22 protein-coding genes are annotated in these 24,528 nt (G+C 70.8%); 13 read left to right on the forward strand and 9 right to left on the reverse strand.

All coding sequences use genetic code 11. From position 1 onward, the window contains the following. Positions 1-1,131, reverse strand: a complete 1,131-nt coding sequence (nadA, locus tag AB0I67_RS40210; RefSeq protein ID WP_357935561.1) for a quinolinate synthase NadA — start codon at positions 1,129-1,131, stop codon at positions 1-3. 114 nt (positions 1,132-1,245) lie between these two features. On the opposite strand from nadA, the gene erpA reads away from it, so the two are divergent. Next, positions 1,246-1,599: an iron-sulfur cluster insertion protein ErpA gene (gene erpA / locus AB0I67_RS40215; protein WP_357935564.1), complete on the forward strand. Its 354-nt coding sequence runs from the start codon at positions 1,246-1,248 to the stop codon at positions 1,597-1,599. Positions 1,600-1,723: 124 nt separating this feature from the next. Beyond that, a complete protein-coding gene (locus AB0I67_RS40220; protein WP_357935567.1) occupies positions 1,724-2,710 on the forward strand; it encodes a carbohydrate kinase family protein in 987 nt (328 codons plus the stop codon). A gap of 11 nt (positions 2,711-2,721) precedes the next feature. On the opposite strand, the gene AB0I67_RS40225 is transcribed toward AB0I67_RS40220, so the two are convergent. Beyond that, the gene (locus tag AB0I67_RS40225; protein WP_357935569.1) at positions 2,722-4,248 is read right to left on the reverse strand and encodes a protein kinase; all 1,527 of its coding nucleotides are present in this window, start codon (positions 4,246-4,248) and stop codon (positions 2,722-2,724) included. A gap of 64 nt (positions 4,249-4,312) precedes the next feature. Beyond that, on the reverse strand, positions 4,313-4,732 hold the full coding sequence (locus tag AB0I67_RS40230; RefSeq protein WP_357935572.1) for a CBS domain-containing protein: 420 nt from the start codon (positions 4,730-4,732) through the stop codon (positions 4,313-4,315). Between the two features lie 130 nt (positions 4,733-4,862). On the opposite strand from AB0I67_RS40230, the gene AB0I67_RS40235 reads away from it, so the two are divergent. Next, on the forward strand, positions 4,863-7,061 hold the full coding sequence (locus AB0I67_RS40235; RefSeq protein WP_357935575.1) for a tetratricopeptide repeat protein: 2,199 nt from the start codon (positions 4,863-4,865) through the stop codon (positions 7,059-7,061). On the opposite strand, the gene AB0I67_RS40240 is transcribed toward AB0I67_RS40235, so the two are convergent. Continuing rightward, complete coding sequence (locus tag AB0I67_RS40240) at positions 7,055-7,300, reverse strand: sulfurtransferase TusA family protein (RefSeq protein ID WP_357935578.1); 246 nt, start codon at positions 7,298-7,300, stop codon at positions 7,055-7,057. The genes AB0I67_RS40235 and AB0I67_RS40240 overlap by 7 nt on opposite strands. Continuing rightward, entirely contained in the window at positions 7,297-8,403 is a 1,107-nt protein-coding gene (locus tag AB0I67_RS40245) for an aminotransferase class V-fold PLP-dependent enzyme (RefSeq protein ID WP_357935581.1), read from the reverse strand. The genes AB0I67_RS40240 and AB0I67_RS40245 overlap by 4 nt, the downstream gene beginning before the upstream one ends. A gap of 189 nt (positions 8,404-8,592) precedes the next feature. On the opposite strand from AB0I67_RS40245, the gene coxB reads away from it, so the two are divergent. From coxB to AB0I67_RS40265, 4 genes are all read left to right on the forward strand, one after another. Continuing rightward, positions 8,593-9,372: a cytochrome c oxidase subunit II gene (gene coxB, locus AB0I67_RS40250; protein ID WP_357935584.1), complete on the forward strand. Its 780-nt coding sequence runs from the start codon at positions 8,593-8,595 to the stop codon at positions 9,370-9,372. Then, positions 9,369-11,039, forward strand: coding sequence for a cytochrome c oxidase subunit I (ctaD, locus tag AB0I67_RS40255; RefSeq protein WP_357935585.1), 1,671 nt, complete (start codon positions 9,369-9,371; stop codon positions 11,037-11,039). Before coxB ends, ctaD begins: the two co-directional genes overlap by 4 nt. Then, entirely contained in the window at positions 11,036-11,452 is a 417-nt protein-coding gene (locus tag AB0I67_RS40260) for a cytochrome c oxidase subunit 4 (protein WP_357935588.1), read from the forward strand. Before ctaD ends, AB0I67_RS40260 begins: the two co-directional genes overlap by 4 nt. A 137-nt stretch (positions 11,453-11,589) precedes the next feature. After that, positions 11,590-12,780, forward strand: coding sequence for an Ig-like domain-containing protein (locus AB0I67_RS40265; RefSeq protein WP_357935590.1), 1,191 nt, complete (start codon positions 11,590-11,592; stop codon positions 12,778-12,780). Positions 12,781-13,282: 502 nt separating this feature from the next. Here AB0I67_RS40265 and trpD read toward each other — a convergent pair. Together trpD and AB0I67_RS40275 are read right to left on the reverse strand one after the other, a co-directional pair. After that, positions 13,283-14,326, reverse strand: coding sequence for an anthranilate phosphoribosyltransferase (gene trpD / locus AB0I67_RS40270; protein WP_357935592.1), 1,044 nt, complete (start codon positions 14,324-14,326; stop codon positions 13,283-13,285). Positions 14,327-14,334: 8 nt separating this feature from the next. Further along, positions 14,335-14,733: a hypothetical protein gene (locus AB0I67_RS40275; RefSeq protein WP_357935664.1), complete on the reverse strand. Its 399-nt coding sequence runs from the start codon at positions 14,731-14,733 to the stop codon at positions 14,335-14,337. Between the two features lie 207 nt (positions 14,734-14,940). Between AB0I67_RS40275 and AB0I67_RS40280 the strand changes: the two genes are divergently transcribed. The 4 genes from AB0I67_RS40280 to AB0I67_RS40295 are packed head-to-tail and all read left to right on the forward strand — an operon-like array spanning position 14,941 to position 19,184. Further along, complete coding sequence (locus AB0I67_RS40280; protein WP_357935595.1) at positions 14,941-15,585, forward strand: heme-copper oxidase subunit III; 645 nt, start codon at positions 14,941-14,943, stop codon at positions 15,583-15,585. A 13-nt stretch (positions 15,586-15,598) separates the two neighbouring features. Beyond that, a complete protein-coding gene (locus AB0I67_RS40285) occupies positions 15,599-16,402 on the forward strand; it encodes a c-type cytochrome (protein WP_357935598.1) in 804 nt (267 codons plus the stop codon). Beyond that, a complete protein-coding gene (locus AB0I67_RS40290; RefSeq protein ID WP_357935600.1) occupies positions 16,399-17,520 on the forward strand; it encodes a Rieske 2Fe-2S domain-containing protein in 1,122 nt (373 codons plus the stop codon). Before AB0I67_RS40285 ends, AB0I67_RS40290 begins: the two co-directional genes overlap by 4 nt. Further along, complete coding sequence (locus AB0I67_RS40295; RefSeq protein WP_357935603.1) at positions 17,517-19,184, forward strand: ubiquinol-cytochrome c reductase cytochrome b subunit; 1,668 nt, start codon at positions 17,517-17,519, stop codon at positions 19,182-19,184. Before AB0I67_RS40290 ends, AB0I67_RS40295 begins: the two co-directional genes overlap by 4 nt. Before the next feature lie 274 nt (positions 19,185-19,458). Here the strand turns inward: AB0I67_RS40295 and AB0I67_RS40300 are convergent, their stop codons facing one another. Both AB0I67_RS40300 and AB0I67_RS40305 read right to left on the reverse strand, forming a co-directional pair. After that, positions 19,459-19,746 carry an Lrp/AsnC ligand binding domain-containing protein gene (locus AB0I67_RS40300; protein WP_357935604.1) on the reverse strand — a complete coding sequence of 96 codons (288 nt, stop codon included), beginning with the start codon at positions 19,744-19,746 and terminating at the stop codon, positions 19,459-19,461. A gap of 31 nt (positions 19,747-19,777) precedes the next feature. Further along, positions 19,778-21,508: a DEDD exonuclease domain-containing protein gene (locus AB0I67_RS40305; RefSeq protein ID WP_357935605.1), complete on the reverse strand. Its 1,731-nt coding sequence runs from the start codon at positions 21,506-21,508 to the stop codon at positions 19,778-19,780. A gap of 93 nt (positions 21,509-21,601) precedes the next feature. Between AB0I67_RS40305 and AB0I67_RS40310 the strand changes: the two genes are divergently transcribed. Both AB0I67_RS40310 and AB0I67_RS40315 read left to right on the forward strand, forming a co-directional pair. Beyond that, complete coding sequence (locus tag AB0I67_RS40310; protein ID WP_357935608.1) at positions 21,602-23,080, forward strand: protein kinase; 1,479 nt, start codon at positions 21,602-21,604, stop codon at positions 23,078-23,080. After that, the gene (locus AB0I67_RS40315) at positions 23,070-24,491 is read left to right on the forward strand and encodes a serine/threonine-protein kinase (RefSeq protein WP_357935610.1); all 1,422 of its coding nucleotides are present in this window, start codon (positions 23,070-23,072) and stop codon (positions 24,489-24,491) included. Before AB0I67_RS40310 ends, AB0I67_RS40315 begins: the two co-directional genes overlap by 11 nt. Positions 24,492-24,528: the final 37 nt, after the last annotated feature.

Raw genomic sequence — 24,528 nt, forward strand, 5'->3', positions numbered from 1 at the left:
TTACGGCAGGGCGAGCATGCGGTCGAGGGCGACGCGCGCCCAGTGGGCGGTGTCCTCGTCCACGGTGATCTGGTTCGGCACCTCGCCCAGCAGCAGCGACTCCAGCGCCCACACCAGGTGCGGCAGGTCGATGCGGTTCATGGTCGAGCAGTAGCAGACCGTCTTGTCCAGGAACGAGACGTTCTTGTCCGGGAACTGCTGCGCCAGGCGCTTGACCAGGTTGAGCTCGGTGCCGATGGCCCAGCTCGTCCCAGGCTCGGCGGCCTCCAGCTTCTTGATGATGTACTCGGTCGAGCCGACGAAGTCGGCCTTGTTGACCACCTCGTGCCGGCACTCGGGGTGCACCAGCACGTTGACGCCCGGGACGCGGCGCCGTACGTCGTCGACCGACTCGGCCGTGAAGCGGCCGTGCACCGAGCAGTGGCCCTTCCACAGGATCATCTTCTTGCCGCGCAGTTCCTCGGCCTTCGGCGGCCGGTGCGGGCTGTACAGGACGCAGTCGTCCAGCGACATGCCCATCTCCAGCACCGCGGTGTTGCGGCCCAGGTGCTGGTCGGGCAGGAAGAGCACCTGCTTCTTCTGTGAGAAGGCCCACTCCAGCGCCCGCTTGGCGTTGGAGGAGGTGCACACCGCGCCGCCGTGCCGGCCGCAGAAGGCCTTGATGTCGGCGCTGGAGTTCATGTACGTGATGGGAATCACATCGTCGGCGATGCCGGCCTCCTCCAGCGCCTCCCACGCCTCCTCGACCTGGTCGAAGGTGGCCATGTCGGCCATCGAGCACCCGGCCGCCAGGTCGGGCAGGATCACCCGCTGCGCCGGCGAGGTCAGGATGTCGGCCGACTCGGCCATGAAGTGCACGCCGCAGAAGACGATGAACTCCGCCTCCGGCCGGGCCGCGGCCTGCTGCGCCAGCTTGAAGGAGTCGCCGGTCACGTCGGCGAACTGGATGACCTCGTCACGCTGGTAGTGGTGGCCCAGCACGAACACCCGCTCGCCGAGCGCCTCCTTGGCCTTGCGGGCGCGTTCCACCAGGCCGGGGTCGGAGGCCGCGGGCAGCTCGCCCGGGCAGTCGACGCCCTTCTCGCTGTGCCGATCGGTGTCCTGCCCCAGGATGAACAGCGGAATCGTCATGCCGAACCCCTTATCGTCGAAGTGACGAGTATGGAGTCTACAACCCCGGGGAATGTGTGGCATCGGCGCGGTGTTGGTAGCGTCTTAGTAGGACCTCAGAACGGGAGTCAGCACATGACGGTTGAGAGCAGCGAGACCACGGCGCAGGGCCTGAACCTGACCGACGCGGCCGCGGCCAAGGTCAAGAGCCTGCTCGAGCAGCAGGGTGAAGAGGGTCTGCAGCTCCGTGTCGCCGTGCAGCCGGGCGGCTGTTCGGGCCTGCGGTACCAGCTCTTCTTCGACGACCGGTCGATGGACGGCGACGTCGTCACCGACTTCGGCGGCGTCGGCGTGGTCACCGACCGGATGAGCGCCCCCTACCTGATGGGCGCCACCATCGACTTCGTCGACACGATCGAGAAGCAGGGGTTCACCATCGACAACCCCAACGCCACCGGCTCCTGCGCCTGCGGCGACTCGTTCAACTAGCCGGAAAGGCCGCCCCGGCGGCCCCAAGGCGCGGAAGGCCCCGTCCACGTTGGCGTGTGCGGGGCCTTCGCATATCCTCGTGTGGCTTCAACTTGGCCTGCAGACAACGAGGAAGAAGAATCCCGTGCGCATCGCCGTCACCGGCTCCATCGCGACCGACCATCTGATGACCTTCCCCGGCAGCTTCGGGGATCAGCTCATCGCCGAGCAGCTCGACCGGGTGTCGCTGTCCTTCCTGGTCGACGAGCTCCAGATCCGTCGCGGCGGGTGCGCGGCGAACATCGCCTTCGGCATGGGCTGCCTGGGGCTTTCGCCGATCCTGGTCGGCGCCGTCGGCAACGACTTCGCCGACTACCGCTCCTGGCTGGAGCGCCACGGCGTCGACTGCGAGTCGGTGCACACCTCCGAGGTGCACCACACCGCGCGCTTCCTGTGCACCACCGACGAGCACCACAACCAGATCGCCTCGTTCTACACCGGGGCGATGGCCGAGGCCCGGCTGATCGAGCTCGACCCGATCGCTCACCGCGTCGGCGGGCTCGACCTGGTGCTGGTGAGCCCGAACGACCCCGACGCCATGCTCCGGCACACCGACGAGTGCCGCCAGCGGGGCATCCCCTTCGCCGCAGACCCCTCCCAGCAGCTGGCCCGCATGGGCGACGAGCAGATCCGCAAGCTCGTCGACGGCGCGGCCTACCTGTTCTCCAACGACTACGAGAAGGGGCTCATCGAGCAGAAGACCGGCTGGTCCGACGAGGAGGTCCTCGACCGCGTCGGCGTCCGCGTCACCACGCTCGGCCCCAAGGGCGCGCGCATCGACCGCAAGGGCGAGCCGTCCATCCACGTCGTGCCCGCCCCCGAGCTGGGCAAGGCCGACCCGACCGGGGTCGGCGACGCCTTCCGCGCCGGCTTCCTGGCCGGGCTCGGCTGGGGCCTGACCCTGGAGCGGTGCGCGCAGATCGGCAACCTCACCGCCACGCACGTGCTGGAGCGCGTGGGCGGCCAGGAGTACGAGCTGTCGCAGCGGACCTTCCTGGAGCGTTTCGGGGCCGCCTACGGCGCCGAGGCGGCGGCCGAGGTGGCCGAGCACGTCCGCTGCCACTACGCCTGAGCCTGAACCGCTCAGGCCGGTTTGCAGGTGAGCGCGTCGTTCATGCCCGTGGGGGCGGCTGCCACCGTCCCCGGGTACTTCCACCGGCACACCGCCGAGCTCTCGACGAAGTACATGCCGGGCGAACCCATGCAGGCCAGGTTGTACCACGACCCGGCGGCCGAGCTGGCGCCCTGCGACTGGCAGTAGGCGTGGGCGTCGTCCCAGGTGACCTGGCCGCCCGACGCGTTCTGCGGCTGCGTGGTGGGCGGCGGGTCCTCGGCGGGCTTCGTGGCCGGTGGTTTGCTGACCGGCGGCTTCTGCACGGGCGAGTTCTGCGCCGAGGGCTTGGTGCCCGTCTGGGATGACTGGTCGTCCCTGGTCGGGGCCGGCGTGGACTGCGGCGTGCTCCTGGGCTTCGGCCTGGCCGTCGGGGTGGTGCTCGCGCCCGTGCCCTTGGCCGGGTCGCGGCGGCCGGGCGGCTTCTTGGCGGTGCCGGGCGTGACCGCCGGCGTCCCGCTCGGCATCGGGCTCACCGGCGCGCTCGCCACCGGGCTCATCACCGGGCTCACCACCGGGCTCGTCGTCGACAGGGCCGTGGCGCCCTGACCCTGTCCGGCCGGCCACAACGCGTACCCGGTCCCCGCCGCCGCGGCCACCAGCACCGCCGCCACCCCGGCCCAGGTGGTACGGCGCCGCCGCCGGTCCGGTCCCGTGGCGGGCGGCTGCGTCTGCCAGGCGGGCGCCGGCAGGCTGCGCAACCGCTCGACGACCGCCGCCGAGGTGGGGCGTTTCGCCGGATCCTTGGCCAGGCACTCCTCCAGGAGCCTCCGGAGCGGACCGGCCAGCGGGCCGAGATCCGGCTCGCCGTACACGATGGCGTGCATGATCATCGGGATCTGCGTGCCGGGGAAGGCCGGCCGGCCGGTGGCGGCGAAGGCCATGGTGGCCGCCCAGGAGAACAGGTCCGCCTCCGGCCCCGCCACCTCGCGCGCGAACAGCTCGGGCGCCATGTAGGCGGGCGTGCCGATCGTCTGGCTGCGTACGGCCGAGCGCCCCAGGTCCACGGCCCGCGCGATGCCGAAGTCGATGACCACCGGCCCGTCCGGGCTCAGCAGGACGTTGCCCGGCTTGAAGTCGCGGTGCACCACGCCCGCCGCGTGGATCGCCGCGAGCGCGGTGGCGGTGTTGACCGCCAGCCGCTGCAGCGCGCCCCCGCTGCGCGGCCCGCTCTCGCCCACCGACCGCTGCAGGGACGGGCCGTCCACGAACTCGCTGACGATGTAGGGCCGCGCCCCGTCGAACCCGAAGTCGAGCACCTGGGCGGTGCAGAACGGCGCCACCCGCTGCGCGAGCGCCACCTCGTCGAAGAACCGCTCGCGGTCACCGGGAAGCGGAGGCCCGAGCACCTTCAGCGCCACGAGCACGCCGTCGCCGCGGCGGGCCGCGAACACCGTGCCCTGGCTGCCCGCCCCTAACCGCCCCGTCAGCCGGTACCCGGCCACGCTCTCCGGGTCGTCGGGAAGCAACTGCGAGATCACCGGCGAGGCCTGTATCACCGCGAGATCGTATCCCGCCCCCACCGCCTCGCCGTAAGGGGGTGGGGGCCGGTGATCGCCGGCGTCAGCCCGCGTAGACCCGGTGGACGAAGTCGGCGAGCTGGTCGTCGGGCAGGTGCCGGGCCAGGTCCGCCTCGCTGATCATCCCGATGCAGCGGTGGTCGCCGTCCATCACCGGCAGCCGCCGGATCTGGTTCTCCTCCATCCGCTGCAGCGCCTCCTCGGCCGTCGCGTCGGCCGGCACCCACACCAGGCGGGTGGCAAGCTCGCCCGCGGTGACCCGCGTGACGTCCTTGCCGGCCGCCACGCACTTCACCACGATGTCGCGGTCGGTGATGATGCCCTGGATCCGGTCGTCGGGCCCGCACACCGGCAGCGCGCCCACGTTGTGCTCACGCATGAGCTGGGCGGCCCGGTCGAGCGACTCGTGGAACGGGATGCACTCCACACCCTCGCTCATGAGATCCCGTGCGGTTCCGGTCATGTCGTCTGTCCCCCCGAAAGTCGACGTTGTTCCGTGACGCTTCGTACCCAGTTTGGCCTTGTCACGACCCTGTGACACTTTTCCGGTACGGCAGGCGTTGCCGGGGATGAGAGGCCGGAGAGGACGGGACATGCCGCGCTGGTTGAAGATCGCCCTGGCCGCCCTGCTGCCCAGCGTGGCCGGTGCGGTGGTGTGGGGGCTGGGCGAGCGGCTGGGGGCCGACCTCGACCGGGTGGGCATATTGGTGGGCCTGGTCGGCTCGCCGCTCGGCTTCGTACTGGGCTGGTGGACCTCGCGCGAGACGCCCCAGCCTGTCGAGACCTCGCCCGCAGCGCCCTCCACGCGGCCGATGGCACCGGTGGCCAGGCCGCCGCTCTGCCTCGGTGAAGTCCCCCGCGCTCCCAGGGCCTTCCAGCCGCGTCAAGCCCTGCGCGCCCGCATCGACGCCGTCTTCGCCGCCGGCGGCCGGGCGGCGGTGTGCTCGCTGGCCGGGGCCAGGGGCGTCGGCAAGACCCACCTGGCCGCCGCGCTCGCCCGCGAGAGCCTCGACGCCGGCCGCCCGGTCGCCTGGCTCGGCGCCGAGACCCCCGGCCAGTTCCAGAGCGGCGTCGACCTCATGGCCCGCGAGCTCGGCCTGCTGCGGGAGGGCGACCCTCCGGAGGAGACCGTCCGGCGGGTGCGCGAGTGGCTGACCGCCCGGGCCGAGCCGTACCTGCTGGTGCTGGACGACGCGGCCGACCCCGACCTCGTCGGCCCGCTGCTGCCGCCGAGCGGCGCGGTCCGGGTGCTGATCACCACCAACGACCGCGACTTCGGGCACCTGGCCGAGCTGGTCGACGTCGAGCGCTTCACCGTGACCGAGGCGCTCGCCTACCTGCGTGAACGCGTCGGCCCCGGCGACCGGGGCGGGGCACGGCGGCTCGCCGAGGAGGTGGACCGGCTGCCGCTGGCGCTGTCCGTCGCCGCCGCCGACCTGGCCGGGCCGCCCCGGCTGGCGTACGACGACTACCTGGCCCGGCTGCGCGCCACCCCGGTCGAGGTGGCGCTGGAGCGGCCCAGGGGCGAGCCGTACCCGCGCGGGGTCGCCCAGACGATCCTCCGGGCGGTCTCCGGCCTGGACGAGACGGCCCACCGGCTCCTCGGCGAGCTCTCCGTCCTGTCGGCGTCGGGCGTCGAGGTCTCGTTGCTCGGCGAGGAGGCCAGGCCCGCCCTCGCCGACCTCGCCCGCACCTGCCTGGCCTCCTTCAGCCGGGACGGCTCCGTGGTGCTGGTGCACCGGCTGGTCGGCCGGGTGGTCAGGGAGCGGGCCGAGCGGGAAGGCACGCTCGCCGCCCTGCTCGGCCGGGCGGCCGGCCGCATGGACGAGATCTTCGAGCTCGGCCACGCCGACCTCTGGCACCGCCTGCCGTACCTGCTCATGGTCGCCGAGCAGAGCCAGGCCCTGTGGGAGCACGCGCGGCCGTTACGCGAGGACCCGGCGGCGGCCGAACCGATCGTCGAGCTCATGCACCACGCCGGCTTCTGCCTGAACGAGCTCTACGACGGGCGGCGGGCGGAACCCCTCTACACCCAGGTGGTGGCCGCCCGCGAACGGCTGAACGGACCGGACGACCCGGCCACGCTCACCGCGAAGCACAACCTGGCGCGCGCCCACTGGTCGGCCCACCGCTTCACCGAGGCGATCACGATCCTCCAGGACGTCGCCGAGGCCCGCGCCCGCACCCAGGGCCCCACGCACGCGGACACCCTGCTCGCCCGGGTGGCCCTGGGCCAGCTCCACCGCGACGCCGGCCGCTACGACGAGGCGATCGCCATGATGGAGAGCCTGCTGCCCGAGTGCGCCCGGACGCTGGGGGAGACGCACGAGCTCACCGTGGCCGCCGGGTCGAGCCTGGCGATCGCCCACGCGCTGGCCGACCGCCCGCAGGTGGCGATCGTCATCCTCCGGATGATCCTGGCGCAGGACCTGGCCGACCCCCGGCTCCGGGCCGCCACCCAGGGCGTCCTGGCCATCGCCCACCAGCGCGCCGGGCACCTGGACGAGGCGATCGAGCTGTACGAGGAGGTGCTGGAGGGACAGACGCGGGCGCTCGGCGACGACCATCCGGAGGCCGTCATCACCCGGCACGAGCTGGCCCTGGCCTACCAGCAGGCCGGCCGGCTGCCCGAGGCGATCGCCCTGCTCGAGCACGTGGTGCGCGCCGACGAGGCCCTGCACGGGCCCGACCACCCCACGACCGTCGAGGCCCGCGACGCCCTGGCGGCGGCCCGCCGTACGCCGGACGGCTCCTTGGCCGCGGCCCGCCGTACGTCAGGGGAAGATCAGTAGTTGCGCCGCACGTGGATCGCCCACCCGCCCTGCGGCAGCTCGTAGGTGCCGACGTGCGGGTGCGACTTCAGCCGGCACCACGCGGGCACGTCCGTGTACGCCGCCGGATCGTCGGCCAGCACCGCGACCACCGCGTTCAACGGAACGGCGTTGATCTGCTCGGCGAGCATGATGATCGGGATCGGGCACTTCTTGCCGAGCGCGTCGATCGTCAGGGCGGGCGTTACGGGAGCGTTCACGAAACTCCTGCGTCTAGGCGGATCCGGCGCACCACCTCGGGAAGCGAGGCCAGGAAACGCTCGACGTCGTCCCGGCTCGCCCCGCGGGGCAGCGAGACCCGGACGTTGCCGTGCGTGAGCACTCCCATCGCCTCCAGCACGTGCGATGGTCGTAGCGTACTAGCGGTGCACGAACTGCCTGACGAAACGGCGAACCCCAGCCGGTCGAGCTCGGTCAGCAGCGCCTCGCCGTCCACGTAGAGACACGAAAAGGTCACGATGTGCGGAGCCCGCTCCACCGGCTCGCCGATGACCTCGACGTCGGGAATGAGCTTCGGCACCCGGTCACGGATGAGGTCGACCAGCCCGGCCAGGCGCGCGTTCTCGGCGGCGGCCTCGGCGCTGACCGCCCGCAGGGCCGCCGCCGCCGCGGCGACCGCCGGGACGTCGGGGAAACCGGGCACGCGGCCCCGGTCGTCCTCCGGGTACGGCGAGCGGAACCGGGTGCCCTTGCGCACCGCCAGCACGCCGACGCCCGCCGGCCCGCCCCACTTGTGCGCGCTGGCCGCCAGCACCGACCACCCGGCCGGGATCGGCAGCCGGCCCGCGGTGACGCAGGCGTCCACCATCAGCGGCACCCCGGCGGCCCGGCACGCCTCGGCGACCTCGGCGACCGGCTGCAGGGTGCCCACCTCGTGGTTGGCCGTCTGCAGGCAGGCCAGCGCGGTGCCCTCGACCGCGACCGCCTCGGCGAAGGCGGCCACGTCGGCCCGGCCGGTGAGCGAGACCGGCACGAGCGCCGCCTCTGGCGCGGCGTGCAGGACGCTGGAGTGCTCGACCGCGGAGGCCACCACGCGCTCACCCACCCGGCGGCGACCCGCCAGCGCCCCGAGAATGCCCAGGTGGACGGCGTGCGTGCCGGATGATGGGAAGGAGAGCTCGTCCGCACGGGCGCCGAGCAGCTCGGCGATCTCCGCCCGAGACTGCTCCAGGAGCAGCCGGGCCCGCCGGGCCGGGCCGTACAATCGTGCCGGGTCAGCCCAGCCCGCGCCGAGGGCGGACAGATAGGCCTCTCGGGCCGCCGGGTGCAGCGGCTCGGTCGAGGCCGCGTCGAAGTACGCCACGATAGTTATCGTCCCATCGAGGGGTCGCGCGGGAGGCCGGGGGGCCCTAGCGCTAATGTGTCTGCAATCAAGCTGTGCATATGGAAATACGAGCACCCAGGAGCGACTCCTGGGCTTCATCTGTGGGGTAGGCGATCCGTGAGTCCGACCCGCCGTTCGATGCGGCGTCCGTGGGCCCGGCGTGGAGTGATGAGCGCCGCCGCTTTGGCGTTGCCGCTGGTCCTCGCGACGGCGTGTAGTAGTGAAGAGCAGCCGTTCCTGAGCGACTCCGCCGGGCAGAGCTTCCTGCCGCCGGACCGCATCACGGCGGAGGGCGGCATCGTCAAGTCCCTCTGGGACGGCGCGTGGATCGCCGCGCTGGCCACCGGCCTCGTCGTGATCTTGCTGATCATCTGGGCGTGCCTCTTCCACCGGCGGCGGAAGAACTCCTCCGCGCTGCCGCCCCAGGTGCGCTACAACCTGCCGATCGAGATCTTCTACACCCTCGTACCGCTGGTCATGGTCTCGGTGTTCTTCTACTTCACCGCGCGCGACCAGAACGCCCTGATGAGGGTCGAGGGCAACGCCACGGTGAAGGTGAAGGTCGAGGCCGTCCAGTGGAGCTGGCGCTTCACCACCGACTCCGGCGGCAAGAAGTCGGTCGTCATGGGCAAGCCGGTGAGCGACTACCGCCAGGGCCCGCAGCTCGTGCTGCCCGTCGGCCAGAAGGTCGAGTTCCAGCTCGAGTCGCCCGACGTGATCCACTCGTTCTGGGTGCCGGCCTTCCTGTTCAAGCGTGACGTGATCCCCGGCATCAAGCCGGAGAAGAACCGCTTCGAGGTCACCACCCTGGACAAGCCGGGTGTCTACGCGGGCCGGTGCGCCGAGCTCTGCGGCACCGACCACAGCCGGATGCTCTTCAACGTCAAGCTCGTGTCCAAGCAGGAGTTTGACCAGTACCTCGCGACCCAGGCCGGGAGCGCCCAGTGACCGCCATCCAGCACCCCATCACCTCCGTGCCGGTCCGGCCGACCAGCAAGGGGAAGACGATCGCCAAGTGGCTGTCGTCGACCGACCACAAGATCATCGGCCACCTGTACCTCATCACCTCGTTCATCTTCTTCCTGATCGGCGGCGTCATGGCGCTGATCATGCGAGCGGAGCTGGCGGGTCCCGGACTGCAGTTCGTCAGCAACGAGCAGTTCAACCAGTTGTTCACCATGCACGGCACGATCATGCTGCTGATGTTCGCGACGCCGCTGTTCGCCGGCTTCGCCAACGAGCTCATGCCGCTGCAGATCGGCGCCCCCGACGTCGCCTTCCCGCGGCTGAACATGGTGAGCTACTGGCTCTACCTGTTCGGCAGCATCATCGCGGTCTCCGGCTTCTTCACCCCGGGCGGCGCGGCCAGCTTCGGCTGGTTCGCCTACGCCCCGCTGTCGGACGCGATCTACTCGCCCGGCATCGGCGGCGACCTGTGGATCATGGGTCTGGCGCTGTCCGGCCTCGGCACGATCCTCGGCTCGGTGAACTTCATCACCACGATCATCTGCATGCGCGCGCCCGGCATGACGATGTTCCGGATGTCGATCTTCACCTGGAACGTCCTGCTGACCTCGATGCTCGTGCTCATGGCCTTCCCGGTGCTGGCCGCCGCGCTGCTGGCGCTGGAGGCCGACCGCAAGCTCGGCACGCACATCTTCGACTCCGCCACCGGCGGGGCGATGCTCTGGCAGCACCTGTTCTGGTTCTTCGGCCACCCCGAGGTGTACATCATCGCGCTGCCGTTCTTCGGCATCGTGACGGAGATCCTGCCGGTCTTCAGCCGCAAGCCGATCTTCGGCTACATCGGCCTGGTCGGCGCGACCATCGCCATCGCGGGTCTGTCGATCACCGTCTGGGCGCACCACATGTACGCCACCGGCCAGGTCCTGTTGCCGTTCTTCAGCTTCATGACCTTCCTGATCGCCGTCCCGACGGGTGTGAAGTTCTTCAACTGGATCGGCACCATGTGGCGCGGCCACCTGTCGTTCCAGTCGCCGATGCTGTTCTCGGTGGGCTTCCTCATCACCTTCCTCCTGGGCGGCCTGACCGGCGTCATCCTGGCCTCGCCGCCGCTGGACTTCCAGCTCTCCGACTCCTACTTCGTCGTCGCCCACTTCCACTACGTGGTCTTCGGCACCGTGGTGTTCGCGATGTTCGCGGGCTTCTACTTCTGGTGGCCCAAGTTCACCGGCAAGATGCTCAACGACACGCTGGGCAAGCTGCACTTCTGGCTGCTGTTCATCGGCTTCCACGCCACCTTCCTGGTGCAGCACTGGCTCGGCGCCGCGGGCTTCCCGCGCCGCTACGCCGACTACAGCGCGATCGACAACTTCACCTCGCTCAACCTGTTCTCCTCGGTGGGCGCCTTCCTGCTCGGCGCCTCGACGCTCCCGTTCTTCTACAACGTGTGGAAGACCTGGCGGTCGGCGCCGAAGGTCACGGTCGACGACCCGTGGGGCTACGGCGGATCGCTGGAGTGGGCGACCTCCTGCCCGCCGCCGCGGCACAACTTCACCTCGCTGCCGCAGATCCGTTCCGAGCGCCCCGCGTTCGACCTGCACTACCCGCACGTTTCCGCCAAGCGCCCCGCTGTGGAGGGTGAGGTCCGATGAAGGTTCAGGGTTGGCTGTTCCTGCTCTGCGGCCTGTTCTTCGCCGCCGTGGACGTGGCCTACTGGTTCTGGACGAAGGCCGAGAACAACGGCGTCGGCGAGCCCGTCGGCACGACGGCCATGGCGATCTCGGTCGGCTTCGCGTTCATGATCGGCTACTACCTGATGTTCACCGCTCGTCGCATCGGCGACCAGCCGGAGGACAACAAGATGGCCGACATCAGCGAGGGCGCCGGTGAGATCGGCTTCTTCAGCCCGAGCAGCTGGTGGCCGCTGTTCGTCTGCCTGGCGGCGGCCTTCGCCTTCGCCGGCTTCGCGGTGGGCCTGTGGATGTTCATGATCGGCACGGCCTTCGTGATCATGGCGATGGTCGGCTTCGTCTTCCAGTACTACCGGGGCCACTTCGCCCACTGAGTACTGAACGGACAAAGCGGGTGTCCCCTCCCGGGGCACCCGCTTTTTCGTGTTTTTACCGCAGCGAAGCTGTGGCCGGACGATCACTGAGGGTAGTAAGAAGGTGTCAAGCTGGATCTTTCGGTAGGGGAGTACCCATGGTGCGCGGCTCGGTCGGCCTGCTGGCCCTGTCCTCGCTGGTCGCCTGCTCGGCGGTCAGCGCCGCCGACGAGGCGGGGAGCGCGGCCCCGGCGGTCGCCGAGGCGAAGCTGACCGTCTTCCCGTCCGACAAGGCCAAGAACCTGCCGACCGACCAGCTCGTGGTCGTCGGCGCCAGCGGCGGCACGCTCAAGAGCGTGAAGGTACGGCACGCGGGCGGCGAGCTGCCCGGCGCGATCAGCGCCGACGGTACCCGCTGGCGCAGCACCCGCCTGGCCAGGCCCGGCACGACCTACACCGTCACCGCGACCGCGGCCAACGCCAAGGGCGCCACCACGCAGACGACCAGCACGTTCAGCACGGTCAAGGCCGAGCGCACCTTCGACATCGAGCGCATGCTCCCCAACAAGAACGACACCGACCTCACCGTCGGCGTCGGCATGCCGATCATGATCGAGTTCACCCGGGACGTCACCGACCGCGTCGCCGTCGAGGCCGCGCTGCACCTGCGCACCTCCAAGCCCATCGAGGGCGCCTGGCACTGGTTCGACGACCGCCACCTCGACTTCCGGCCCAAGACCTACTGGCCCGCGCACACCAAGGTCCACCTGGAGGCCCGCCTGGCCGGCGTCAGGGGCGCCGAGGGCGTGTACGGCAAGCGCGACCACGTGCTCGACTTCAAGATCGGCCGCGAGCAGATCACCAAGGGCAGCACCGACACCCACCACCTGACCGTGCGCCGCAACGGCAAGGTCATCAGGCAGATCCCGATGAGCGCCGGCCAGGGCGGCACCTGGAAGTACTACACGACCTCCGGCGTGCACCTGGCCATGTCGCGCGAGCCCGTCACCATCATGATCTCGCCCGGCATCGGCCCCGGCCAGCCCGGCTACTACCGCAAGACCGTCTACAACACCGTGCGCATCTCCAGCTCCGGCGAGTATGTGCACAGCGCCCCGTGGTCGGTCGGCTCCCAGGGCTACGCGAACGTCAGTCACGGCTGCGTCAACGTCAGCCCATCGAACGCCTCGTGGTTCATTAGGAACACTTTGATCGGAGACCCGATCATCATCACGGGTTCACCGCGTAAGTTGGAGCCGACCAATGGTTGGGGGCACTGGCAGGAGGACTGGAAGCAGTGGCTCAAGTGGAGCACCACCAAGTCCTTCGGCACCGACCCGCTCGCCTGACGCGCTCCTGCGGCAGCGTCCGCACCGGCCTGCCCGGCCGCTGCGCCACCGCCCGCCGCGCGTTCCCCCTCCGGGGGACGGCGAGCGTAGGCCGTACCTGGTTCGGGTACGGCGACGCGGAGGCTCCCGACGGGGCTCACGCCGCGCCTGAGGCCTCATCGGGACAGAGCGGGGAAGTGGCCGAAGCGACGGCCGCCTCGGGCCCACTCGCCTTATTAGCGGGGCCCGGAGCCTTATACGACTACGACCTCTTATTACCCAGCCCGCCCTAAGGGCGGGCACCCCCCAGAACCGCGGCTAACGGCCCCCCACCGCCACGACCACCCCCCACGGCCACCGTCCACCAATGCGGCGAGCACCCCAGCCGAGGATCATGCCCCTGTGAAGAGGCCAGCCGCCGTCGGACATGGCCCAATGCGGCGAGCACCCTAGCCGAGGACCATGCCCCTGTGACCGGGCCACCCGCCGTCGGACATGGCCAACACGGCGAGCACCCCTCGGCTTACCGCCGAAGCGACCGGCTGACCTCGATCCACCGATCCAGCGTCGCAGCCGCCCGCCCCGAGTCAACCGCCTGAACCGCCCGCGCATACCCGTCGATCATCGCCGAGTCCAGGTCATCCCCGGCCCCGTCCAGCGCCACCAGCGCCGCAGCCGCGTTCAACAGCACCGCGTCCCGCACCGGCCCGTGCTTCCCCCGCACCAGGTCATGCACGGCCTGCGAGTTGAACTCCACGTCCCCACCCCGCAACGCCCCCACGTCCGCCCGCGCGATCCCCAGCACCGCCGGGTCGAACACCGTCTGCGTGGCCGACCCCTCGCTCACCACCCACACCGTGGACGTGGTCGCGATGGTCAGCTCGTCCAGCCCGTCGTCCCCGCGGAACACCAGCGCCGACACGCCGCGCTCGGCGAACACCCCGGCCAGCACGGGCAGCATGCCCGGGTCGTACACCCCGATGGCCTGCGCCGCCGGCCGGGCGGGGTTGGTGAGCGGCCCGAGGAAGTTGAAGACCGTCGGCACGCCGATCTCCTTGCGCGGCGGCCCGGCGAAGCGCAGCGCGGGGTGGTAGACCGGCGCGAAGCAGAACGCGATGCCCGCCTCGTCGGCCACCCGCGTGGTCTGCTCGGGGGTCAGGTCGAGCACGATGCCGAGGTGCTCCAGCACGTCGGCGGCGCCGCACGAGGAGGAGGCGGCCCGGTTGCCGTGCTTGACGACCTTGGCGCCCGCGGCGGCGGCCACGATGGCGGCCATGGTGGAGACGTTGACGGTGTGCGCGCGGTCGCCGCCGGTGCCGACCACGTCGACCACGGGCCCGCGCACGTGCAGCGGGGTGGCCAGTTCGAGCATGGTGCGGGCCAGGCCGGTGACCTCGGCCACCGTCTCGCCCTTGGCGCGCAGCGCGATCGCGAAGCCCGCGATCTGGGCCGGCGTCGCCGTACCGGACATGATCTCCCGCATCGCCCAGGCCGTCTCGTCCGCGGTGAGATGCTCACCGGCGAGCAGGGCGGACAGCAGGGCGGGCCAGGTGGTGCGGGAGTCCATGGCGGTACCTACTTCGCGTTGAGTCGGGAGGCGGCGCGCCGGCGCATCAGGCCGGCCACGGCGTCGGCCAGCGCGACCGGCTCGATCGGCTGCGGGACGACCGCGTCGGCCTTGGACCAGTCGGCCAGCCAGCGGTCGTCGCGGCGGGCGATGATGAGGCAGATCGGCGGGCAGTCGTAGACCTCGTCCTTGGCCTGCTTGGAGACGCCCATGCCGCCGGCCGGCTGGGTCTCGCCGTCGAGCACGGCCACGTCGATCTCGCCCGAGGCCAGCCACTGGTGGACCTTGGGCTCGGTGGCGCACTCCACGATCTCCACGAGGGGGACGTCGGCGGCGGGCCGCCGGCCGATCGCCAGGCGCACCTTCTCCCGGGTGTTGGCGTCGTCGCTGTACACGAGGACCCTCATCGTGTCGTTGGCGGTAGCGCTGCTCACGTCACGGGCTCACTATCGGTCGAAGCTTGTATGGTCAGACAGGATCGTACCGGTCGGCCTGCGCAGGTACCGAGGGCGGCGGCGCCGGTGGGGGAATTATTCCCAAAATCCCTGCTTGGTGGGACCTATGTTGTCCCTATCGGGGGGTCGAGGGGCGACCCGACCATGGGAACCGCAATAATGCTGCCCGTGGCGACAGCATCCGCAATAACTTCGACGACAGCACACTCGTCGCGCCGGCCGAACCTGGTCAGCGTGGGGACGATCGTGTGGCTGTCCTCTGAGCTCATGTTCTTCGCGGCGCTGTTCGCGATGTACTTCACCATCCGGTCGGTGAGTGTCGGCGAGGGCTTCTCGTGGGAGCCCTCGCTTCCGCCCGAGGGCGTCAAGGGCACCGCTCACCTGAACATCCCGTTCGCGACGGCCAACACGATCATCCTGGTCCTGTCCTCCGTGACATGCCAGCTCGGCGTGTGGGCCGCGGAGAAGGGGCAGGTCGGCAAGCTCCGTTTCTGGTACATCGTCAGCTTCCTGATGGGCGCGGTCTTCGTCGCCGGTCAGATCTACGAGTACATGGAGCTGGCGCACGAGGGCGCGACGCTGTCCGCGAACGCCTACACCTCGGTGTTCTACCTGACGACGGGCTTCCACGGCCTGCACGTGACCGGTGGCCTGATCGCGTTCCTGTTCATGCTGGGACGCACGTACGCCGCGAAGCGCTTTACGCATGAGCAGGCCACCAGCGCGATCGTCGTGTCCTACTACTGGCACTTCGTAGACGTCGTCTGGATCGGTCTTTTCGCGACCATCTACATCATTCGATAGGGACGGGATCTCTGTGACTAGGATCACCGCTCGACGGCGGCATCCCCTCGCGAGATACGCCGTCCTGATCTTCGCCTTGGCGATTTTCGGTGTGGGCTACACCGCGATCGCCAAGTTCTCGCGTCCGGCCGAGGCCACGCTCGCGACCAGCCAGGACCCGGTGGCCGAGGGCAAGTCGCTCTTCCAGGCGCACTGCTCGAGCTGCCACGGCCTCAACGCCGAGGGCACCTCGACCGGCCCGACGCTCGTGGGCGTCGGCGCGGCCGCGGTCGACTTCCAGGTGAGCTCCGGCCGCATGCCGGCCGCCAACCCCGGCGCCCAGGCCCCGCGCAAGCCGGTGGCCAAGTGGGTGACCGAGGAGAAGATCGCCGCCCTGGGCGCCTACGTGCAGTCGCTCGGCGGCGGGCCGACCGTGCCCGAGGCCAAGTGGACGGACGCCTCGCAGGGCAACCCGGCACGTGGTGGCGAGCTCTTCCGCGCCAACTGCATCCAGTGCCACAACTGGGCGGGCGCCGGTGGCGCGCTGACCCTGGGCAAGTACGCGCCGAGTCTCAACCACTCCTCGGAGAAGCAGATCTACGAGGCCATGGTGACGGGCCCGCAGGCCATGCCGGTGTTCAACGACACCACCATCCGGCCTGAGGAGAAGCGCGACATCGTCGCCTATGTCAAGACCGTCCGTGAGCAGAAGGACCCCGGAGGCTTCGGCCTCGGGCGCATCGGCCCCGTGACAGAAGGCCTCGTCGCGTGGATCGTAGGCATTGCCGCCCTCTGCCTGGCCGCCATCTGGATCACCGCGAAGAAGCGAAAGTCATGACAGACAACGAGCACGAGATCGAGCAGCCGGAGAGTCGCGTACCCAAGCGCGTCATCGGCACCCCAGCGCCGGGCACCTCGATGCTCGGCGCCACGGCGCAGCAGCAGGAGGAGGACGCCGACGTTCCCGGCGTCATCCTGCCGGACGAGGCCAAGGCCCGTAAGGCCGAGAAGATCGTGGCGCTCTGCTTCACGATCACCTTCCTGGCCGCCATCGGCTTCCTGGTGTCCTACGTGGTCTTCCAGGTCGGCGACATCGACAGCACCGGCGTGTCCAACTTCGCGCTGGGCGGCACGCTGACCCTGGCCCTGCTGGGCCTGGCCGTCGGCATCGTGGTCTGGGTGCGCGGGCTCATGCCCAAGTACAACCTGGTCCAGGAGCGCCACGAGATGGCGACCGAGGCCGGCACCCGCGAGTACGTGGCCGACACCTTCGTGCAGGGCGCGCGCGAGAGCGGCTTCGTCAAGCGCAAGCTGCTCCGCCGTACCCTGCTGCTGGCCTCGGCGCCGCTGGGCCTGCTTCCTCTGGTCCTGCTGCGTGACCTGGACAACAACACCGACAAGCCGGCCTCGCAGTTCCACAAGGAGCTGCGGCACACGGTGTGGGGCGCCAAGACCAAGGAGGGCACCAACCTCCACCTGGTCGTCGAGGGCACCAACCCGCCGCAGCGCATCCGGGCGGCCGACTTCAACTCGCCCGGCGGCATCCTGTCGGTCGTGCCCGAAGGCTACGAGCACGACCTCAACGCCCTGGCCAAGGCGACGCTGATCCTGATCAAGTTCCGTCCCGAAGAGCTCAAGGCGGGCGTGAACAAGAACTGGACCGTCGACGGGATCGTGGCGTACTCCAAGATCTGCACGCACGTCGGCTGCCCCGCGGCCCTGTACGAGCAGACCACGCACCACATCCTGTGCCCCTGCCACCAGTCGACCTTCGACGCCGCCGACGGCGCCAAGGTCATCTTCGGTCCGGCCGCCCGGCCGCTGCCGCAGCTGCCCATCACCGTTGACGGTGAGGGCTACCTCATCGCGCAGGGCGACTTCGCGGTCCCGGTCGGCCCCAGCTACTGGGAGCGCGGCGACGCCGAGCAGCTGGCCCGGGAAGGAGGCAAGGCATGAGCGACATCACCACCGTCCCGAAGCCGATCGCCGGCACGTCCAACTGGCTCGACGAGCGGCTGGGCGCGGGGCAGTTCATGAAGCGCAACCTGCGCAAGGTCTTCCCCGACCACTGGTCGTTCCTGCTGGGCGAGATCGCGCTGTACTCCTTCGTGATCCTGCTGCTCACCGGAACCTTCCTGACGTTCTGGTTCCAGCCGGGCATGGGCCACGTGATCTACGACGGCCCGTACGCCCCGCTCAAGGGCGTCATGATGTCCGAGGCGTACGCCTCGGCGCTGGAGCTCAGCTTCGAGGTCCGCGGCGGTCTGCTCATGCGGCAGATGCACCACTGGGCCGCGCTGCTGTTCGTCGCCGGCATGACGGTTCACATGCTCCGCGTGTTCTTCACGGGTGCCTACCGCAAGCCGCGCGAGATCAACTGGATCATCGGTGTGCTCCTGCTCACCCTGGCTCTGGCCGAGGGTCTGACGGGCTACTCGCTCCCCGACGACCTGCTGTCCGGCGCCGGTCTGCGCATCACCGAGGGTGTGGCGATCTCGCTGCCGATCGTCGGCACGTACATCACGTTCTTCCTGTTCGGCGGTGAATACCCGGGTGAGGATGTCATCGCCCGGTTCTACTCGCTGCACATCCTGCTCATCCCGGGCATCATCCTGGCGCTGGTCTCGGCCCACATGGTCCTCATGTGGGTGCAGAAGCACACCCAGATGCCCGGCAAGGGCCGGACGAACCAGAACGTGGTCGGCGCGCCGTTCTACCCGGCCTTCATGCTCAAGGCCGGCGCGTACTTCCTGTTCACCTTCGCGGTGATCGCGGGTCTGGCGACCTTCGCCCAGATCAACCCCATCTGGATCTTCGGGCCCTACAACCCGGCCGACATCTCGGCCGGTTCGCAGCCCGACTGGTACATGGGCTTCCTCGAAGGCTCGCTGCGCCTCATGGTGCCCTGGGAGATGAACCTGGGCGGCACCTCCATGTGGGGCACGCTGCCGATGAGCGTGATCATCCCGGCGCTGGTCCCGATGGGCATCATCATGACCGGCCTGGCCCTCTACCCGTTCATCGAGCAGTGGGTCACCGGCGACCGGCGCGAGCACCACGTCGCCGACCGGCCGCGCAACAACCCGCACCGCACCTCGATCGGCATGGCCGCGATCAGCTTCTACGGTGTGCTGTGGCTGCTGGGCGCCAACGACGAGCTCGCGGCGAACTTCCAGGTGAGCCTCAACTGGACCACCTACGTGGGCCGCGTCGCGGTCTTCCTGGTGCCGGTGCTCGCCTACATCATCACCTACCGCGTCTGCCTCGGCCTGCAGCGTTCCGACGCCGCGATCATCGGGCACGGCGTGGAGTCGGGCGTCATCAAGCGCCTGCCGCACGGTGAGTTCATCGAGGTCCACACGCCGCCGTCGGAGGACATCGAGGCGCACCTGCGGGGCAAGTCGGCGGTCCCGACCGTCGACGTCGACGCCGACCAGGCGGGCATCCCGCCGAAGGGCATGCGTGGACCGCTCGGCAAGCTGCGTGGGCGGATGTCCAAGGCCTACGGCGGGGAGAAGATCCCGCTCGACGACGGCCACGGGCACGGTGACGGGCACGGTCACGACGACGGGCACGCCGCCATCGGCACCGACAGCGACGACAAGTCGATCACCCACTAGCGGGGTGAAGGAAAGGCCCGGACGGGTTTCCGTCCGGGCCTTTTCGTGTTCTCGAGGGGAGGCGGCGTAGGTGGGGCATGGTGGGGTCCTGCTGGGCTCACCCTCCAGGGTGCTCCCAGGGCTCTCGACCACCCACCTGTACGGCGGAGCCCTCCCGACCGCCGGCGGGTTCGGAGGAACCGGGCGGGCCGGGGGAGGCTGGTCGGCTCCGGTTCGGAGGAACCAGCCGGGGCCGTAGGAGGCTGGCCGGCTTCGGTTCAGAGGAAGCGGGAGGCTAGTCGGCTTCGGTGAGGCCGATGGAGAAGGCGGCGTCGAGGTCGTGCTTGGAGTAGGCGCGGAAGGCGATGTGCGTCTCGGTGGCGAGCACGCCGGGCACCTTGTTGATCCGCCCCGGGATGACCTCGGCGATCTGCTCGTAGTTGGGCACCCGCACCATCGCGAGCAGGTCGTACTCCCCGGTGATCGAGTAGACCTCGCTGACGCCGGAGATCTCGGCGATCGTCTGGGCGACCTCCGGAATGCGATCCACCTCGGCGCTGATGTGAACGATTGCCGTGACCATGGGCCCACTGTAGCGCCTCGCCCCGGCCGGCTCAGCGCAGCGGGCGGCCTTCGCGGGAGCGGGAGCGGTCCAGGTCGAGGCCACGGTAGGCCTGTTCGATGCGGGCCTTGACGCGGGCGGCGCCGTGGACGGGGAGGGTCCAGTCGCCGTCGACCTGGACGAGCCGGACGCCGGGCGATTCGAGCCAGCGCAGGATGCACTCGGTCTCCTCGGCGCTGGCGGCGTGGACCGGGCCCGGGCCGGGCTGGACCTGCTCGGCGGAGGTGACGAGGGACTCGACGAAGGGGGTGGGGTGGGCGCCGCGGGGCATCACGCCGGCCGCGGCCAGCCTGCCGTACCGGATGACGTGCAGGTCCCAGCCGCCGTCGAAGGCGGGGGAGGCGGCGACGAGGTGGGGCAGGCGGGTGAGGGAGCTGAGGCGCTGCATGCGGGCGGCGGCGCGGACGAAGACGGCCAGCCGGTCGCGGTCGACGGAGGCCTCCTCGTAGCGCTGCTCGACCGACAGGCGTTCCATGCGCGCCGAGATGGCCGAGTAGACCGGGCCGACGTCGGTGAGCATGGCGCGGCGGGCCAGCTCGGCGTGGACGGAGTAGTCGGCGCTGGACTCGAGCCCGGCGCAGGGCGCCCCGCACCGCCCCATCTCGTACAGGGCGCACGCGGGGCGGCGGGTGGTCAGCGAGATGCGCTCGGTGCACTGGCGCAGCGGCACGGCGTCGTACAGGGCCGTGCGGGCGTCGTCGGCGGCCCGCTGGGAGGAGAAGGGGCCGAGGTAGGTGCCGTCGTCGGCGCGCAGCTCGCGCACGATGGACAGCCGCGGGAAGGGCTCGTCGGTGAGCTTGAGCCAGACGACCTTCTCCGGGAAGCGCGAGCGCCGGTTGTAGCGGGGTTTGGCGCCGCCGATCAGCCGCAACTCGCGAACCTCGGCCTCCAGGTTGGTGGCGCAGACGACGTGGCGCACCCGGTCGGCGATGCCGATCATCTCGCGGATGCGGGGCCGGGTCTCGCTGGCGGTGAAGTAGGAGCGCACCCGGTTGCGCAGGTTGGTGCTCTTGCCGATGTAGAGCACCTCGCCGCGTTCGTCCTCGAAGAGGTAGACGCCCGGCGCGTGCGGCACGTGCTCGGCGAGGTGGCGCTTGCGCTGCTGCTCGGGCGTGGGCGCGCGGACGAAGGACTTGAGCTCCTCGAAGGTGTGCACCTGGAAGGAGCCGGAGCGGCCGATCAGCCCGTGGAGCACGTCGACGGTGGCGCGGGCGTCGTGCAGCGCGCGGTGGATGGGCTCGGTGGAGCTGCGGAAGAAGCGGGCGAGGGTGCCGAGCTTGGCGTTGGGGATCTCGTCGCGGGTCAGCACCCGGCGGGCCAGGTCGACGGTGTCGAGCACCGCGTTCTTGGGCGGCGGGTAGCCGTGGGCCTGGCAGGCGGCCTTGATGAAGCCGGTGTCGAAGCCGGCGTTGTGCGCGACCAGCACGCTGCCGGTGATGAACTCCAGGAAGGCCGGGAGCACCGACTCGATGCGCGGCGCGGCCACGACCATGGCGTCGGTGATGCCGGTCAGCACCGAGATGAACGGCGGGATCGGCCCGCCGGGGTCGACGAGGGTGGCGAACTCGCCGAGCACCTCGCCGCCGCGCACCTTCACCGCCCCGATCTCGGTGATGGCGTGTTCGGCGGGCGAACCGCCGGTCGTCTCGAGGTCGAAGACGACGAAGGTCACCTCCTGGAGGGGGGTGCCCAGCTCGTCGAGAGTGCCTTGAACCGCGTCCACGTCCAAGACCATAGAAGGCGCGACCGACAGTTGGCGGCCCGAGGAGGCGGACTCAGATCTCATTTCGGGGCATTATTCGTTACTCTCCCCTTTATGTCTGGGGGACGCCTAGCCGGGCGCTACACCCTCATCCGCCAGCTCGGGAGCGGCGGCATGGGGACGGTCTGGCATGCCCGGGACGAGATGCTCGACCGGGACGTGGCCGTGAAGGAACTCACGCTGCCCGACGGGCTCGACCACGCCCTGCGGGCCGAGATGCTGACCAGGGCGGTGCGTGAGGCCCAGGTGACCGGGAGCCTGCGCCATCCCGGCATCGTGGCGTTGCACGACGTCGTCGAGGAGCACGGCCGCCCGTGGCTGGTCATGGAGCTGCTGCGCGGGCGCACGCTGGGGGAGACGGTCCAGCAGTTCGGCCCGATGCCGCCCGAGCACGCCGCCCGCATCGGCGCCGACGTGCTGGAGGCGCTGACGGCGGCGCACGCGCGGGGGCTGCAGCACCGCGACGTCAAGCCGGGCAACGTCTTCCTCACCGACTCCGGCCGCGTCGTGCTCACCGACTTCGGCATCGCCCGCCAGGAGGGCCAGGTCACCCTCACCCAGGCCGGGACGATGATCGGCTCGCCCGGCTACATCGCGCCGGAACGGCTCGAAGGCGAGTCCGGCGGTCCGGCCGCCGACCTGTGGTCGCTGGGCGCGACGCTCTACTACGCGGTCGAGGGGCGCTCGGCCTACGAGGGGCCGCCCGGCGACCGGATCAGGGCCACGCTGGCCGCGCCGCCGCCGCCCACCCGGGTGCCGCTGATCGCCGCGATGATGGCCCGGCACCCGGCCGCCCGGCCCGACGCCCAGACCACGCTGGCCGCCCTGCGCGCGCTCGCCGCCGGGCAGCCGGTCGAGCTGCGGCTGCCGGACGTCACCCAGCCCGCGCGGCGGCCCCGCCGGACCAGACCCCTGCTGATCGCCGGGGCGGTGGCGCTGGTGGCCCTGGCGGTCACCGGCTTCCTGGTGATCCCTCGTGAGCCGGCCAAGCCCGAGCTCTACGCCACGCCGCTGGACCTGTGCACGCTGCTGACCGTGGAGGAGGTGCGCGGTCTCCTCGGTACGGCGAAGCCGCCCGCGGGCGTCGCCGGCGCCGACGAGGAGGGCCCGGTCTGCGGCTGGACCATCCGCGACACCGGCATCCAGGTGCAGGTGCAGCACGACTCCGACACCCCCAGCCCGTGGGCCATGCGGCCGGAGCGGGCCCACCAGCTCATGGCGGCGCAGGACCGCGCCTGGCAGCGCCGCACCGAGCTGCGCTGGAAGTGGCCCGAGATCGGCCTCGCCGGCGGCGTGGACGCCAAGCGCGGCCCGCTGACCTGGCTGAGCGGGCTGGGCGAGGAGGCGTTCACCTTCCAGCTCACCGGCCCCGAGGGCCGGGTGCACACCACGACGCACTTCTTCCGCGTGGCGAATCTGGTGGTCAAGGTGGACTACACGACCCTGTCCAGCCGGCCCACCGACCAGGACATCAAGGACACCGGCCTGCGGGCCGCGCAGCTCACCGAGCGCGGGCTGACCCGTGCACGGTGAGGCGCCCGTGCTGGCCGGGCGCTACCGGCTGGCCCAGCGCCTCGGCGAGGGCGGGGCGGGCACCGTCTGGCGGGCCTTCGACCTGACGCTGGGCCGCGAGGTGGCGGTCAAGCAGGTGCGGATGCCGCAGGACCCGGCCCGGCGCGAGGCGTTCGCCCGCCGGGCCATCGACGAGGCGCGGGCGGCCGGCCGGCTGCGCGACCCGGCCATCGTGCTGGTGCACGACGTGGTCGTCGACCACGGCCAGCCGTGGATCGTCATGGACCTGGCCACCGGCCGCTCCCTGGACAAGGTGATCGCCGAGTACGGCCCGCTGCCGCCCGAGCACGTGCGGGCGATCGGCCTGCGGGTGCTGTCGGCGCTGGAGACCGCGCACGCGCACGGCCTGCTGCACCAGGACGTCAAGCCGGGCAACATCCTGCTCGACCTGGACGGCACGGCCATGCTGACCGACTTCGGCATCGCCACCCCCATGCACGGCGCCGACGACGGCCTCGGCAGCGCCGGCTCGCCCGCCTACATGGCGCCGGAGCGGTTCAACGGCCTGCCCGCAGGACCGCCCTCCGACCTGTGGTCGCTCGGGGCGAGCCTGTACGCGGCGGTCGAGGGCCGCTCGCCGTTCGAGCGCCCGCACACCGCGGCGGTGGCGGCGGCCGTGCTCATGCAGGAGCCGCCCTTCCCGCAGCGCGCCGGGCCCGAGCTCGGCTCGCTGATCATGGACCTGCTGGCCAAGGACCCCGCACGCCGTCCGGCCGCCGCCCAGGTGCGGGCCCGGCTGGCCGGGGCCGTCACCGGTCCTGTCGCCGTGCCGAAGAGCCGCCGCCGGCTCCTGCCGCTGCTGGCGGCCCTGCTGCTGGTGCCGGTGATCGCCCTAGGCGGCTGGTACGGCTACCGCGCGCTCAACCCGCCCCCGGAGCCGGGCCGGTTCGCCGCCGCTCCGGCGCCGTGCGGCCTGCTCACCGACGAGCAGGCCGTGGAACTGGTCGGCGGCGACGGGCGGCGCGAGATGGTGGGCGCCGAGGGCTGCCGCTGGCAGGGCTTCCAGGGCGCCTCCACGCCGCCCAGGACGGTCGTCGTGCGGCTGTACCCGCAAGCACCCGGCGAGGACCTGAGCGGGCCGCAGCGCGCCCAGCGGCTGTTCGCCGGCGAGCGCGCGACGCGGATCACCCGGGCCGGCGAGCGGAGCGGCACGGTCACCTCCGAGGTCGTCGACCTGCCCGGACTCGGCGAGGCCGCCTTCGTCCAGGACGAGCGCAACCTGCGCACCTGGCGCGGTTCGAGCACGGTGTACTTCCGGGTCAGCAACCTGCTCGTCGAGGTGCAGATGCAGGTGTACCGGAAGGGCAGCCTCACGCCCGCCGACCGGGACGCCGCGCAGCGGGCCGCCCATAACGTATCCAAAGCGCTTTAAAGCATCCTGCAAGAGACCCTTCTAGCATGGGTCACCG

The sequence above is a fragment of the Nonomuraea sp. NPDC050310 genome, assembly GCF_040655795.1.
Classification (GTDB): Bacteria; Actinomycetota; Actinomycetes; order Streptosporangiales; family Streptosporangiaceae; genus Nonomuraea.

Bases quoted from the DNA above. Each gene is read 5' to 3' on its own strand.
- nadA (WP_357935561.1), bottom strand. From the start codon at position 1,131: ATGACGATTCCGCTGTTCATCCTGGGGCAGGACACCGATCGGCACAGC.
- erpA (WP_357935564.1), top strand. From the start codon at position 1,246: ATGACGGTTGAGAGCAGCGAGACCACGGCGCAGGGCCTGAACCTGACC.
- AB0I67_RS40230 (WP_357935572.1), bottom strand. From the start codon at position 4,732: ATGACCGGAACCGCACGGGATCTCATGAGCGAGGGTGTGGAGTGCATC.
- AB0I67_RS40235 (WP_357935575.1), top strand. From the start codon at position 4,863: ATGCCGCGCTGGTTGAAGATCGCCCTGGCCGCCCTGCTGCCCAGCGTG.
- coxB (WP_357935584.1), top strand. From the start codon at position 8,593: ATGAGCGCCGCCGCTTTGGCGTTGCCGCTGGTCCTCGCGACGGCGTGT.
- AB0I67_RS40260 (WP_357935588.1), top strand. From the start codon at position 11,036: ATGAAGGTTCAGGGTTGGCTGTTCCTGCTCTGCGGCCTGTTCTTCGCC.
- AB0I67_RS40265 (WP_357935590.1), top strand. From the start codon at position 11,590: ATGGTGCGCGGCTCGGTCGGCCTGCTGGCCCTGTCCTCGCTGGTCGCC.
- trpD (WP_357935592.1), bottom strand. From the start codon at position 14,326: ATGGACTCCCGCACCACCTGGCCCGCCCTGCTGTCCGCCCTGCTCGCC.
- AB0I67_RS40275 (WP_357935664.1), bottom strand. From the start codon at position 14,733: ATGAGGGTCCTCGTGTACAGCGACGACGCCAACACCCGGGAGAAGGTG.
- AB0I67_RS40280 (WP_357935595.1), top strand. From the start codon at position 14,941: ATGCTGCCCGTGGCGACAGCATCCGCAATAACTTCGACGACAGCACAC.
- AB0I67_RS40290 (WP_357935600.1), top strand. From the start codon at position 16,399: ATGACAGACAACGAGCACGAGATCGAGCAGCCGGAGAGTCGCGTACCC.
- AB0I67_RS40295 (WP_357935603.1), top strand. From the start codon at position 17,517: ATGAGCGACATCACCACCGTCCCGAAGCCGATCGCCGGCACGTCCAAC.
- AB0I67_RS40300 (WP_357935604.1), bottom strand. From the start codon at position 19,746: ATGGTCACGGCAATCGTTCACATCAGCGCCGAGGTGGATCGCATTCCG.
- AB0I67_RS40310 (WP_357935608.1), top strand. From the start codon at position 21,602: ATGTCTGGGGGACGCCTAGCCGGGCGCTACACCCTCATCCGCCAGCTC.